This is a genomic window from Niallia sp. MER 6 (assembly GCF_023714395.1).
In the GTDB taxonomy this organism is placed as follows: Bacteria; Bacillota; Bacilli; order Bacillales; family Cytobacillaceae; genus Niallia.
This window is the reverse complement of record NZ_JAMAUK010000002.1, coordinates 81466-94159: the sequence shown is the minus strand read 5'-3', so window position 1 is coordinate 94159 and position 12694 is coordinate 81466. Positions and strand designations below refer to the sequence as shown.

General features: G+C 38.6%; 14 protein-coding genes. 10 read left to right on the top strand and 4 right to left on the bottom strand.

What is annotated here, in order from left to right; genetic code table 11:
* The first annotated feature begins 157 nt into the window (after window positions 1-157).
* Genes M3600_RS03060 through M3600_RS03050 form a run of 3 tightly spaced genes read left to right on the top strand, consistent with a single transcriptional unit; the run spans window position 158 to window position 2435 of the window.
* Window positions 158-970 (top strand): amino acid ABC transporter substrate-binding protein, encoded by an 813-nt coding sequence (locus M3600_RS03060; protein WP_233316522.1) that lies wholly within the window; start codon window positions 158-160, stop codon window positions 968-970.
* Complete coding sequence (locus M3600_RS03055) at window positions 957-1667, top strand: amino acid ABC transporter permease (RefSeq protein ID WP_233316521.1); 711 nt, start codon at window positions 957-959, stop codon at window positions 1665-1667. The genes M3600_RS03060 and M3600_RS03055 overlap by 14 nt, the downstream gene beginning before the upstream one ends.
* Before the next feature lie 33 nt (window positions 1668-1700).
* Window positions 1701-2435 (top strand): amino acid ABC transporter ATP-binding protein, encoded by a 735-nt coding sequence (locus tag M3600_RS03050; RefSeq protein WP_233316520.1) that lies wholly within the window; start codon window positions 1701-1703, stop codon window positions 2433-2435.
* Window positions 2436-2570: 135 nt separating this feature from the next.
* Here the strand turns inward: M3600_RS03050 and M3600_RS03045 are convergent, their stop codons facing one another.
* Window positions 2571-2759 carry a hypothetical protein gene (locus tag M3600_RS03045; RefSeq protein WP_233316519.1) on the bottom strand — a complete coding sequence of 63 codons (189 nt, stop codon included), beginning with the start codon at window positions 2757-2759 and terminating at the stop codon, window positions 2571-2573.
* Window positions 2760-3201: 442 nt separating this feature from the next.
* Between M3600_RS03045 and M3600_RS03040 the strand changes: the two genes are divergently transcribed.
* From M3600_RS03040 to M3600_RS03030, 3 genes are all read left to right on the top strand, one after another.
* Window positions 3202-4482 (top strand): methyl-accepting chemotaxis protein, encoded by a 1281-nt coding sequence (locus tag M3600_RS03040; protein WP_233316518.1) that lies wholly within the window; start codon window positions 3202-3204, stop codon window positions 4480-4482.
* A gap of 359 nt (window positions 4483-4841) precedes the next feature.
* The gene (locus M3600_RS03035) at window positions 4842-5990 is read left to right on the top strand and encodes an FtsW/RodA/SpoVE family cell cycle protein (RefSeq protein ID WP_251644709.1); all 1149 of its coding nucleotides are present in this window, start codon (window positions 4842-4844) and stop codon (window positions 5988-5990) included.
* A gap of 244 nt (window positions 5991-6234) precedes the next feature.
* Window positions 6235-6483: a DUF2573 family protein gene (locus M3600_RS03030; RefSeq protein ID WP_233316516.1), complete on the top strand. Its 249-nt coding sequence runs from the start codon at window positions 6235-6237 to the stop codon at window positions 6481-6483.
* A 61-nt stretch (window positions 6484-6544) separates the two neighbouring features.
* Here M3600_RS03030 and M3600_RS03025 read toward each other — a convergent pair whose 3' ends face one another.
* The 3 genes from M3600_RS03025 to M3600_RS03015 are packed head-to-tail and all read right to left on the bottom strand — an operon-like array spanning window position 6545 to window position 7357.
* Window positions 6545-6877, bottom strand: coding sequence for a spore coat protein (locus M3600_RS03025; protein ID WP_237941854.1), 333 nt, complete (start codon window positions 6875-6877; stop codon window positions 6545-6547).
* Window positions 6878-6890: 13 nt separating this feature from the next.
* The gene (locus M3600_RS03020; RefSeq protein WP_233316514.1) at window positions 6891-7172 is read right to left on the bottom strand and encodes a hypothetical protein; all 282 of its coding nucleotides are present in this window, start codon (window positions 7170-7172) and stop codon (window positions 6891-6893) included.
* Window positions 7173-7225: 53 nt separating this feature from the next.
* The gene (locus tag M3600_RS03015) at window positions 7226-7357 is read right to left on the bottom strand and encodes a YuzL family protein (protein ID WP_233316513.1); all 132 of its coding nucleotides are present in this window, start codon (window positions 7355-7357) and stop codon (window positions 7226-7228) included.
* Between the two features lie 183 nt (window positions 7358-7540).
* On the opposite strand from M3600_RS03015, the gene M3600_RS03010 reads away from it, so the two are divergent.
* The 4 genes from M3600_RS03010 to gcvH all read left to right on the top strand — a co-directional run bounded on the left by M3600_RS03010 (window position 7541) and on the right by gcvH (window position 12626).
* Window positions 7541-9904 carry a 3-hydroxyacyl-CoA dehydrogenase/enoyl-CoA hydratase family protein gene (locus tag M3600_RS03010; RefSeq protein WP_237941852.1) on the top strand — a complete coding sequence of 788 codons (2364 nt, stop codon included), beginning with the start codon at window positions 7541-7543 and terminating at the stop codon, window positions 9902-9904.
* Window positions 9905-9929: 25 nt separating this feature from the next.
* Window positions 9930-11684, top strand: coding sequence for an acyl-CoA dehydrogenase family protein (locus tag M3600_RS03005; RefSeq protein WP_396953780.1), 1755 nt, complete (start codon window positions 9930-9932; stop codon window positions 11682-11684).
* A gap of 158 nt (window positions 11685-11842) precedes the next feature.
* Window positions 11843-12199 carry an arsenate reductase family protein gene (locus M3600_RS03000; protein WP_233316510.1) on the top strand — a complete coding sequence of 119 codons (357 nt, stop codon included), beginning with the start codon at window positions 11843-11845 and terminating at the stop codon, window positions 12197-12199.
* A 43-nt stretch (window positions 12200-12242) separates the two neighbouring features.
* On the top strand, window positions 12243-12626 hold the full coding sequence (gcvH, locus tag M3600_RS02995) for a glycine cleavage system protein GcvH (protein WP_233316509.1): 384 nt from the start codon (window positions 12243-12245) through the stop codon (window positions 12624-12626).
* Window positions 12627-12694: the final 68 nt, after the last annotated feature.

Genomic DNA, 12694 nt, shown 5'->3' with positions numbered 1-12694 from the left:
ATGGTTATTTTTTTGCTCTCTTTTATAAAAATGCGGTTAACAAGCAGACTTTTGGTGAAAATATAGTTGAAAGTAAATATGTTTTGACAAATAACTTCACGATATAATATGATAGCTTTTGTCTGACAAGACATATCGGAATTAGGAGGATTTTTGCATGAAGAAATTTAGTTTACTGCTATGCTTATTACTAAGTTTAACTATAGCATTGGCTGCATGTGGCAGCAATGCAGAAAAAGAAGATTCAAATGCTGACAGCAGCAGTGAGGATCTTCTTGAAAAAGTGAAAAGTGATGGAAAGCTTGTCGTTGGTACAGAAGGTACATATGCTCCGTTTACTTTTCATGATGAAAAAACAGGCGACTTAACTGGATTTGACGTGGAGATTGCCAAAGAAGTGGGCAAGCGTCTTGGTGTCGACGTAGAATTTAAAGAAACACAATGGGATGCAATCTTTGCAGGTCTTGATGCAAAACGCTTTGATATGATTGCAAACCAAGTTGGGATTAATGATGAGAGAAAAGAAAAATACCTATTCTCTGATCCATATATTTCTTCAACTGCTGTTTTAGTTACAAAGTCTGATTCAGACATTAAGAGTTTTGAGGATCTTAAAGGGAAGAAATCAGCTCAGTCCTTAACAAGCAACTATGCGAAAACAGCAGAGTCATACGGTGCTGAACTTGTCGGTATTGATGGCTTTAACCAAGCGGTTGAATTGCTAAACTCTAACCGTGTTGATGCAACAGTTAATGATAAGCTATCCTTCTTAGATTACAAAAAACAAAAGCCTGATGTAGATATCGTGATTGCTGATACAGCAGATGATGTTGCACAAAGTGGCTTAATGTTCAGAAAAGGCAGCGATTCTTTAGTAGATGAAGTCAATAAAGCACTTCAAGATATGATCGATGATGGCACATACACAAAAATATCTGAGAAATGGTTCGGGGAAGATGTTCTTAAATAATATCTTCACAGATCCGGAGCAGCTCCAACGATATACGGATATAGCAACAAGTTCCCTTCTGCCTTTGCTGAAGGGGGCCTTTTTGTATTCGTTGCCTTTAGCCATTGTGTCATTCATCATCGGTCTTATACTCGCAGTAGTAACCGCGTTAGCACGGTTATCAAGCATAAAGATTTTTCAAATTATTGCACGTATATATGTTTCCATCATTAGAGGGACGCCATTATTAGTACAGCTGTTTATCATTTTTTACGGACTTCCAAATATAAGTACTGAACACCTTACAATCGATCCGGTGCCGGCAGCAATTATCGGCTTTTCTTTGAATGTCGGGGCTTATGCGTCAGAAATTGTCCGTGCCTCCATTTCCAGCATTCCTAAAGGGCAATGGGAAGCAGGCTACTCGATTGGGATGACATATACACAAAATTTAAAAAGAGTTATCCTTCCACAAGCAGCACGAGTATCACTGCCGCCGTTATCTAATACTTTCATCAGCTTGGTGAAGGATACATCGCTTGCTGCCCTAATTCTAGTGACAGAAATGTTCCGGAAAGCACAGGAGATTGCAAGCACCAACTACGAGTTTTTATTATTGTATTCAGAAGTAGCTCTGCTTTATTGGTTGATATGTTTCCCATTATCCATCGTTCAGCAAAGGCTGGAAGATCGATTCAGCAGGCATTTACTTAAATAGGCACGCACTTTTGCGCAGAAAGGAGGATGCCATATGATTAACATTAAAGGTTTGTCCAAAAGCTTTGGAGAGCTGGAAGTTTTGAAGGATATCAACTTGGATGTTGATAAAGGGAAAGTAATTGTTGTAATCGGACCATCAGGTTCAGGGAAAACGACAATGCTTCGCTGTTTAAATTTGCTTGAAACACCTTCAGGAGGAACGATTGGCATCAGTAATAAAAGCATCGATTTTTCTCAAAAGGTTTCCAAAAGAGAAGTGACAGAGTTTCGAAAATTAACAGGCATGGTCTTTCAAGGCTATAACTTATTCCCGCATAAGACTGCATTGCAAAATGTGATGGAAGGACCTGTTATCGTCAAAAAAGAAGACAAAGAAAAAGCAAGGAAGAAAGCGGAACTGCTTCTTGCAAAAGTTGGCTTGGCTGATAAGCTTGATTTTTATCCATTTCAGCTGTCTGGAGGACAGCAGCAGCGTGTAGGCATCGCAAGAGCGCTGGCAATGGAGCCGGAAGTAATGCTCTTTGACGAGCCAACATCAGCACTTGACCCAGAGCTTGTCGGTGAGGTTTTAAAGGTAATGAAGGATCTTGCCAAAGAAGGGATGACGATGATTGTCGTCACACATGAAATGAAATTTGCCAGAGAAGCAGCAGACGAAGTCCTGTTTATGGACGGCGGTTATATTGTGGAAAAAGGAACTCCAGAGGAGTTTTTCTCTGCTCCTAAGGAAGCAAGGACGAAAAAATTTCTGCAGTTGCTGCAATAAAAAAAAGAGGTATTCGGCTAAAAAATCCTTAGGGGGGATGATGGCCTAATACCTCTTTAACAAAAGGGGGAATTACACTTTGTAATAACATTGTGGTCCCTTTTTTTTGTTTTTATACATGAAATTAAAAAAAAATTAATCTCCACGTATTTTTTGATGGATGACCTCATCTTCCAGCAGGTTGATGAAGGAAAGTACAATTCCTGCAATTAGTGCAGCGACCGTGTACACGGAGATATCTGTTGCAGCATAGAAGATCAGCGTGCTGATAAATGTCCAAAGCATGCAATATTGAACACTAGTGAGTCTTTTTAGTTTTTCCAAAGAGTAACCTCCTTACATACAGCTCCCTAAGTAAATACAATCTGTATAATATATGGCTTGACTTGTATGTTTAGAAGCGGAGACAGGACAAACCTTATAAAGGAAAAGGTAAGATGCTTGCCCTTTTTCAGCTGAAAAGGGGATAAGCCCTCACTTTTCGTCAGAAAAAGCATATCTAATAAGTATAAAGAATAGCTTGTATCATCTTTTCCGAAAGAAATACAGCGCTTTTCTTTATACCGTAACCCCATAACCTCCTCTCACTTTTGACCATTATGTGCATGCACATAATGGTCCTTTTTTTATAGGTTATAGTATAAAAGTTTTGAATTATTTCAAAGGAAAAGCAAAAAGGATGACTGTTATACTAATTTCGTGCTATATTTACCTAAAATAATTAGGTATAATATCCTATAAAAACAAATAGTTAGGGCGGTTGTATATGAAAAAGAAAAATTTGTTTCATAGTTTACGAACAAAAATAGCTTTCATTATAGTGTTGGCTACAATAATAAGCACGCCTATTTCCATACAATTAAATGAAATGCTTAGAGAGGCAGGAATCTTTGCGCCAGAATTAGGCATGATTATTAATACAATTATTAACTTAGTATTCACTACGTTAATTGCTTCTTTCTTTACGCGGAGAATTATTATTAAGCCTATTAAAAGTTTGCTTGCTGCGACTAAGGAAATACGCCAAGGACATCTTGATAATACTCTGCAAAAAAAATCTAACGATGAAATCGGCCAGCTCACAGATGAATTTGTCTTAATGAAGGACTCTATTAAGGCAATGGTTGATAAGGTAAATGAAACAGCAGACATGGTTAATTCCTCTGCAGAAATATTGACTGCTAATGCAGTTGAAACAAGCCATGTATCGGAACAAATTTCTGCAGCGATTCAAAGTGTTGCAGTTGGATCAGAGGAACAGACAAGGGGAATGGAGAGTGTAGCAGACGCTGTCGCTGTTGTTAACAATGAAATAAGAGATATCGCAAAAAACACAGAAGCGATGGTTACATCTACTAATGAAACAGTGCAGGGGGCTAAAGAAGGACAAGCCGTTGTGGATAGCACCGTTCAGCAAATGAGTTTAATACAAAATTCAGTGAAAGAGTCGAACACAACCATTGAACTTCTGCAGGAACGTTCCCAAGAAATTGGCCAATTCTTGAAGGTCATCACAGAAATTGCTGATCAGACAAATTTGCTTGCTCTTAATGCTGCTATTGAGGCAGCAAGAGCAGGAGAAGCTGGAAAAGGCTTTGCCGTTGTTGCAGAAGAGGTCAGAAAGCTTGCAGAACAATCAAATCAGTCAGCTAAACAAATTGCTGTATTAGTTAATGAAATTCAAAAAGATACTCTCACATCTGTGAAAACAATGAGAAGAGTGACAGATGAAGTTAAAGACGGAATCAATATTACCAACAACACGAAGGAAAAATTCAATATGATTTCAAGCAGCATGGAGAATATGAGCGCACAGATGGAAAATATCCTTGATGCAGCGAAAAACATCAATGCCAGCATTGTCGAAGTCGCAGGTTCTGTCGATCAAGTTACTAGCATTGCCAAAGAAAACAGCCAAAACTCCATGAATGTATCCGCATCATCACAAGAACAGCTGGCTGCAATTGAAGAAATTACAGTGTCCACTCAATCACTTGCAAAAATTGCAGATGAATTAGTGGAAGTGACGCAAATATATCGTAAGTAACTCTCTTTATTTGTTGGTGAAAAGGAGCAGTTAGTTTAATTGGGGTAACTTCTACTTCAATTAGTGAGACTGGGTCTCACACAAGCAGCGAGTGATTTCTGTAGCTCATAAGCGAGATATCTACTACTTTAAAGGTGTTTGCCAACAGCCTCTGTAAGAAGCTTTTTATAAGCTTCTTTTTTTATTGGAAAGATTTTTTGGGGTAACAAACATTAAATTTTGATTAAATGCTTGTCGAAAGTTGTTATTTGCTGCAATTACAAATATAATGAAGAATTGTATAAACTATTAATGAGCTTATCTTGTTTTTTTGACATTTTAAAACCTTAAAGTTTCACATATTCGAGGAGTAATGAAATATGACCCCAAACAGAAATACTTCAAAAATAGATTTTACACTTGTACTTATATTAATGTTGTTAAGCTTGGCAAGTCTTATTGCCATATACAGTGCCGATTCAAGTTTTGTAATTAAACAGGTTGTCTTTTATGTTATTGGAACTGGAATTATCGCTGGGATTATGCAGCTGGATTCTGATCAGCTTAAGAAACTATCCTGGTATTTGTATGGCATTGGAATTGTCTTATTATTGCTGCTGATTGTTGCGCCAAGCAGTATTGCTCGTGAAATAAACGGGGCAAAAAGCTGGTTCACGCTTCCGGGCTTTTCCTTGCAGCCATCAGAGTTTGTTAAAGTATTTTTAATCCTGATTTTATCGAAAGTTATTGTAGACCATCAGGAAAAGCATCTGGTAAAAACTATGCAGACGGATTTCTTATTGCTGTTGAAAATAGGTGGTATTACGTTTGCTCCATTGCTGCTCGTCATGCAGCAGCCGGATTTAGGTACGTCTCTTGTACTTATTGCTATTATGGTTGGGATGATTTTCATTTCAGGCATCACATGGAAGATAATAGCTCCCATTTTTATTGGCGGAGTAACGCTTGCTACATCGATTTTATATATGGTTATATGGCATCCTGAGTGGCTGGAGAAATACTTAGGAGTGAAGGAGTATCAGTTTGGACGGATATACTCTTGGATTGATCCTTATAACTACCAAAGTTCAACAGGTTATCATTTAACCCAATCCTTGCTTGCGATCGGATCAGGTCAAACAACAGGAAAGGGAATAGGTACAAATGAAGTAGTACTTCCCGAAAACCACACTGATTTTATCTTTAGTGTAGTCGGAGAAGAATTTGGCTTTATTGGCGCAAGCATTATCATCAGCTTGTTTTTCCTGCTCATTTACCATATTACGAAGGTTGCACTTGAAACAAAAAATTCCTTTTATACATGCATATGTGTTGGGGTTATCAGCATGGTGACATTCCACGTGTTCCAAAATATCGGGATGACTGTTGGTGTTTTGCCAATCACAGGTATTCCTTTGCCGTTCATCAGCTACGGAGGAAGTTCTTTGCTTGGAAATATGCTAGCAATCGGGCTAATTTTCTCCATTCGATACCATTATAAAAAATATATGTTTTCAAGTGATGAATAACGTCATTAAAAAAAGATGTCCTTTGATAAGCAGCGCTCCTGATCCATGGGAGCTTGCTAATCTTAGGACATCTTTTTTTCTAGTACAGACTCAGGTTCTATTATTTTTTTATGAGGGGGAAAAATAATAGTGAGCTGCTAGTGCGGTTTAATCAAGATTGATAATCATTATCAATTGATTTAAATTTATAATAAAATATAATGAACATAATGTCAAATCAAAAAATGGGGAGGGAGCAATAATAGTGGATAAGGAATTTCTCGAGAAATTTGATTCATTACTGTCAAAATATACCGAGCTGCTTTTGGGAGAGGGAAATGACCACTTAAAGAAAGAAGTGGAAATTTGGATGCTTTACAACCAGATGGCGAAATCAATGCCGAGTTTAGTGAAGCATTGGAATGGTCAATTTCCTGAGGCGAAACAGCAGGTGGTCGATATCATTAGTGAAATAAAAAATTTAAATGATAATCAAAAGCAAAATAAAAATTAAATCATATGATGCTAGTAGGAGGACAACTATTCCTAGTCCTGTGCCTACTAGCATTTTTTTATTATTGCAAACTGCTGCCATAAGGAAATTGTGACTCATATCCTTTAAACTGCTGATAAGCTTGCTGCAATTTTTGCTGATCGGCTGATTCCAGCTTATACCAGCCTTCACGAAACATGAGATCATACAGCTCTCTCTGCATGTTTTGCGTTTCAGTGAAAATGCTGAGCAAATCATCGTACAGTTTCTCATTGCTTGCCTCATTAAGCGCTGTAGAATAGGATGCAGTCATGTATTTTTCGGTTGCCAGCAAATCATTGATGAAATCCCTGTCATTCATTTGTGGAGTTTTGGCTACTTGTGTTTCTGGATTTTGGACTTTTTGCTGATTCATGCTCTACCTCCGTTCACTGCTGTTGCAGTCCTTGTAGACTGCTTTGGTTAGATTCATTTAAATGAGCTAAGATTTTCTCATAATGCTGTTGATGCATTTGCCCGCATTTTTCTGCCTGTAACTTAATGTTTTGATCCTGGATATTTTGAGCAAAGAAATGGGCCTTTTTCATCGCAAGGAGATTCCAGGAAAGCATATCTGCCAAGTACAAGGAATCTTTAACTGTCACCATTTCCGGCGGCTCCATCATAACCCCTTGATTTTGGCTCATGCTGCTCATTGATTGCTGTTGCATGATAAAACCTCCAATATCTTGTAAAAGTTTATATAAAGAATGAAAGCTAGTTGTTATTTTTTATACTGATTGTTTTGACTGTTCCTTTTGCCGCCGCCGTCATTTTCTACTGTTGGGCCAGCATCTCCCTTTACACTAGCTGCACTAACTCCGCCTTTAGAAGGGTTTTTTTTCATCTTAGCCATAATTGTCACCTCCTTGCTAATATCCTTAGGATGGCCTATTTGAACAGAATTAAAGGTTAAACTTTTTTCCTGTAAGCTAATTTCCGCATATGGTTATTGTGAAGTTTATCATTGTTTTTTATTGTAGATAGGAAGGGATTTACTAAATTTGCATATGAATATAAATAAAAGGAGGAAAAATGAATGTACAGTATAAAGAAAGCGGCTGTCATTGGCTCCGGAATCATGGGGTCGGCTATTGCTGCGCATTTGGCTAATGTCGGGATCTCTACATTGCTCCTTGATAAGGTCCCGGATAGCCTGTTGGATGAAGAAAAAACGGCTGATTTGTCTCTTGCTGACAAGAAGGTTCGCAACCGTTTAGCTGCACAAGCGCTTGAACGGATCCGTTTAAGCAAACCGAGCATGCTTACTTCGGCATCTAACGAGCAGCTTTTAGAAATTGGCAATATGGAAGATGATTTCGAAGCCCTGAAAGAGGCTGATTGGATTATTGAGGCAATCACAGAAGACATAAATGCTAAGAAATCCCTTTTCTGCAAAGTAGATGCAGTGAGAAGACAGGGAGCAATCATTAGCAGTAATACATCAGGAATTTCGATTACTGAGATGAAAGAAGGCTTATCAGAGGATTTCCAAACACATTTTTTAGGAACCCATTTTTTCAACCCGCCCCGGTATATATTGCTGCTTGAATTTATTCCAACAAATAAAACCTCCTCTGAAGTAATTTCCTATATGAAAACATTTGCTGAAACTGTCTTAGGAAGAGTAGTTGTTGAAGCAAAGGACACACCTAATTTTATTGCAAACCGCATTGGGGCACATGCCTTTCTTACAACATTAGATGCTATGGTTCAAATGGATTTGACCATAAGTGAAGTGGATAGGCTGACAGGGCCATTTATTGGCAGGACAAAAAGCGCCACTTTCCAAACACTCGATATGGTCGGATTAGATACTTTTTTCCATACTGTTAAAAATGTGCGGAACAGGACAGAAGACACGATGGAAAAAGAGCAGTATAAGGTTCCTGTCTTCTTGCTGGAGATGCTTAATCACAAGATGCTTGGTAGGAAAACAAAGCAAGGCTTTTATAAAAAAACAAAAGAAAAAATGCTCGTGCTTGATTATCATACAATGCAATATGTAGAGGAACAAATCCCAAGACGAAGCAAAAGCCGCGAAAAGCTGAAAGAGCTTATTTATGACAGCAGCCCAACAGGCGTTTTTTTATGGAAAACTGTTATGCCGTATCTGCTTTATTCTGGTGAGCATGCACTGGAGATTGCGGAAAACATTTTTCAAATTGATTTAGCAATTAAAACAGGCTTCAATTTCAAACAAGGTCCTTTTGAAACATGGGATGAGATTGGCTTAACGGAATCCCTCGAAAAACTTAAGGGTGAGAACCAAAAGCTGCCAGAATGGATAGAAGACATGATCAAAAATGGGTTTACAAGCTTTTATAAGAGTGTCGATGGGAAGCGCTCCTACTACCATAATGGCAAATATGAACCAATACCGCTGACAAACGATCAATATCGGCTAGAGCATAAAAGGCAAAGCGGAAAAGTGATAGCAGGTAATAAAGCAGCAAGCATAGTTAATATGGACGATGGTGTCCTGCTATTGGAAATGCACAGTCAAAATAATATTATCGGTATGGATATGATAAAGATGCTAAATAAGGCTGTAACGATTGCAGAGAGCACAGACAGCATAAAAGGTCTTGTAATTGGAAGCAGCGGAAAGAACTTCAGTGCAGGAGCAAATTTGGCTATGATGCTGCTTGAAGGGCAAAATCAGGATTATTTAGAATTAGAAATTGTGGTGAAAGAGTTTCAGGAAGCTCTAAAGCGTATCAAATACTGTAAGAAGCCAGTTGTTGCAGCGAGCCATCGCAAAACATTAGGGGGCGGTGCGGAAATCTGTCTTGCTGCTGCCAAAATTCATGCATCGATTGAAACATATATCGGTCTTGTTGAAATAAGCGCAGGGCTGATTCCAGGCGGAGGAGGCACAAAGGAGCTGTACTTGAACTTGCTGGATGAACAAGATGGTATCGATCACAGTCATTTAATCACAGCTGCAGCGAAGGCTTTTGAAGCAATATTGACTAGCAATGTATCCACTTCAGCAGAGGAAGGGAAAACAATTGGCTTTTTAAGCAGCGAAGATAGTATTACTTTTAACAGTCTTAATGTTATGGAGGAAGCTAAGCAAACAGTAATCAAACTGTTTGAGACAGGTTATGAACCACCTGTTGTTAAGAAAATACCAGTGGCCGGCAAGGAAGGCTTCCACCTTTTGCAAAAGAAGGTGCAGGATTTTGCTAGTAAAGGCGCTATCACAAAGCATGGGGAAATTATTGCAGCTAAACTTGCTTATGTCCTGACTGGAGGCGATGTGCCTATTCAGACAGAAGTGGAGGAAGATTATTTGCTTGGCTTGGAAAGGCAGGCATTCATTGACTTACTGAAGGAGAGGGAGACACTTCGCAGAATGCTGTACTTATTGACTGCAGGCAAACCGCTGCCATTGTGACTAAGAAAGAAGGAGTGGAGAAATGATGAAAAAAGGCGCAAGTTTTCTTCTTGAAGATACGAGCTGGAAAGATGTATACACACCAGAGGATTTTTCGGAAGAACATGAACTTGTTGGAGAAATGACGAGTGATTTTGTCCGAAATGCTGTTATGCCACATCTTGACAGTATGGAGAAACATGATTTTAAAAAGGTGCTTGAATTAATGAAGGAAGCTGGCGAACTAGGTTTGTTAGGAGCTGATGTTCCTGAGATGTTTGGCGGTTCAGGTCTTGATAAGATTAGCTCTGCCATTATTTCCGAGAAAATGTCCATAGCCGGCGGTTTTTCTATTACACATGGAGCTCATGTCGGAATCGGATCTTTGCCCCTGATTTTATTCGGAAATGTTCAGCAAAAGCAGAAATATTTGCCTTCCTTAGCTACAGGTGAAAAAATTGCGTCCTATTGCTTAACAGAACCAACTGCCGGGTCTGATGCCCTCGGAATAAAAACAACTGCCGTATTGAATGAAGAAGGCACGCACTATATATTAAAAGGTCAGAAACAATGGATTACTAATGCCGGGATTGCAGACATCTTTACTGTGTATGCCAAGGTAGATGGCAAAGACTATTCAGCTTTTATTGTGGAACGTGAATTTCCTGGTGTATCTATTGGACAGGAAGAAAATAAACTAGGCATTAGAAGCTCCTCTACTTGTTCTGTCATCCTCGATAATGTCCTTGTACCTAAGGAGAATCTGCTCGGGGAAAAAGGCAAGGGTCATTTAATTGCCCTTAATGTTTTGAATCTTGGCAGATTTAAACTAGGTATGGGAGCAATTGGCGCAAGTAAGGAAGCATTGAAAGTAACTATACCTTATATTAATAATCGTCAGCAATTTCAAACCCCCATTTCACGTTTTCCCTTAACAAAAGCAAAAGTTGCTACAATGGCAGCACTCCTTTATGCTTCTGAAAGCTCTGTTTACCGGACTGCTGGTTTATTGTCTGAAGCTCTTGATCCATTGGAGGGGACAGAAGATTGGAAAATCCCCGCCAAGCTTGTCAATGAATACAGTATGGAATGCAGCCTCAATAAAATCTTTGCGTCTGAAGCTTTGGATAAAATCGTTGATGAATGTCTGCAGCTTCATGGCGGTAACGGGTTTATGGAGGAGTATGCGATATCAAGAATGTATCGTGATTCCAGGATAAACCGCATTTTTGAAGGAACAAATGAAATTAACCTGTTGGCAGTGACAGGTAACTATTTAAGAAGAGCACTGAAAGGGGAAGTTCCGTTAATAGCTGCTGCAAAAGCAGTTGAAAAGGAAATGTTCACCTTTATCCCAAGTGAGCCTGATGACAGCCTTCTTTCCCAGGAAAAACTGCTTGTGACAAATGGTAAAAAAGCAGTGAGCATGCTGTTAGGCTTACTGGCGAAAAAATTTATGATGGAAGCAGACCAGCAGCAAGAGGTGCTTGCTCATATTGCGACAATGATTTCCCACTTATATGCAATGGAATCCTGTATTTTACGGACCGAGAAGGCTATAGCCAAATCAAATACAGAAGAAAAACAAAAGGTTCTATATACAGAAATATATTGCCAGGAGGCTTTCCAAATCATTCATAATGAAGCAACTAATACTCTTTCATATATGGAGTCTGGTGATGATTTGCGCTTTGCGTTATCGATCTTAAAAAAATATACTAGATTCCTGCCGAAGCCGCTGATTGCGTTAAAGCGTGAAGCTGCCGAAAGTGTTATTAAAGCCAATGAGTACGTCGTATAAGTTCGAGAAAGAGGAGAAACCTGAATTGCGGCAGGTTTTTCCTCTTTTTTACTTTATAATAAAGATATATTTATTAGACATTGTTATGAATTTGTCCTAATTTATGATAATATTCAATTATATGTTCAAAAAAATACATAAGTAAGTAAGGTGATCATATGGAACTTACATATTATTGGTATCCTAAATGCAGTACTTGCCGCAAGGCCAAAAAATGGCTGGATGATAACGGGGTAAGTTACAAAGACGTACATATAGTTGAAAATCCTCCTTCACGCTCTACGCTTGAAGACCTATATAAAAACAGCGGTTTGGAATTAAAGAAATTCTTTAATACTAGCGGACAGCGTTATCGCGATCTTGGCTTGAAGGATAAAATGAAGGATATGTCAGATTCAGAGCTTTTAGATATACTGGCTTCTGATGGCATGCTGATCAAACGTCCTCTCACAACTGATGGAAAAAAGGTTACGTTAGGGTTTAAGGAAGAGGATTTTAAAGAAAGCTGGACATAATTGTGCCGCTTGAAGGATATTAATCTATTTGGAGGGATATTGCATGAGTGCACCGAAAGATTTGCGTTATTCAGAAGAACATGAATGGGTAAAAGTTGAAGGAGAAAATGTGCGTATTGGAATTACACATTTTGCTCAATCAGAATTGGGAGATATCGTGTTTGTTGAGCTTCCAGAAGTTGGAGACGAAGTAACAAAGAACGAGCCTTTCGGCAGCGTAGAATCTGTTAAGACAGTTTCTGAACTATATGCGCCAATCAGCGGCAAAGTAGTAGAAGTAAACGAAGATTTAAGTGATAATCCTGAATACGTAAATGAATCTCCATATGAAAAAGCTTGGATGGTTATTATTGAGCCGTCTAATATTGCCGATGCAGAGCAATTAATGACAGCAGAACAATATGATAAAATGACAAACGAAGATTGATGTTAAAGAAGCACCGTTTTGGTGCTTCTTTTCGTTTCAAATGCCGATAACTTTCACTCCAATTAGCA

Excerpts from the sequence above, each read along its gene's own strand:
- M3600_RS03060 (WP_233316522.1), top strand. The coding sequence starts at position 158 with ATGAAGAAATTTAGTTTACTGCTATGCTTATTACTAAGTTTAACTATA.
- M3600_RS03055 (WP_233316521.1), top strand. The coding sequence starts at position 957 with ATGTTCTTAAATAATATCTTCACAGATCCGGAGCAGCTCCAACGATAT.
- M3600_RS03050 (WP_233316520.1), top strand. The coding sequence starts at position 1,701 with ATGATTAACATTAAAGGTTTGTCCAAAAGCTTTGGAGAGCTGGAAGTT.
- M3600_RS03040 (WP_233316518.1), top strand. The coding sequence starts at position 3,202 with ATGAAAAAGAAAAATTTGTTTCATAGTTTACGAACAAAAATAGCTTTC.
- M3600_RS03035 (WP_251644709.1), top strand. The coding sequence starts at position 4,842 with ATGACCCCAAACAGAAATACTTCAAAAATAGATTTTACACTTGTACTT.
- M3600_RS03025 (WP_237941854.1), bottom strand. The coding sequence starts at position 6,877 with ATGAATCAGCAAAAAGTCCAAAATCCAGAAACACAAGTAGCCAAAACT.
- M3600_RS03020 (WP_233316514.1), bottom strand. The coding sequence starts at position 7,172 with ATGCAACAGCAATCAATGAGCAGCATGAGCCAAAATCAAGGGGTTATG.
- M3600_RS03015 (WP_233316513.1), bottom strand. The coding sequence starts at position 7,357 with ATGGCTAAGATGAAAAAAAACCCTTCTAAAGGCGGAGTTAGTGCAGCT.
- M3600_RS03010 (WP_237941852.1), top strand. The coding sequence starts at position 7,541 with ATGTACAGTATAAAGAAAGCGGCTGTCATTGGCTCCGGAATCATGGGG.
- M3600_RS03005 (WP_396953780.1), top strand. The coding sequence starts at position 9,930 with ATGAAAAAAGGCGCAAGTTTTCTTCTTGAAGATACGAGCTGGAAAGAT.
- M3600_RS03000 (WP_233316510.1), top strand. The coding sequence starts at position 11,843 with ATGGAACTTACATATTATTGGTATCCTAAATGCAGTACTTGCCGCAAG.
- gcvH (WP_233316509.1), top strand. The coding sequence starts at position 12,243 with ATGAGTGCACCGAAAGATTTGCGTTATTCAGAAGAACATGAATGGGTA.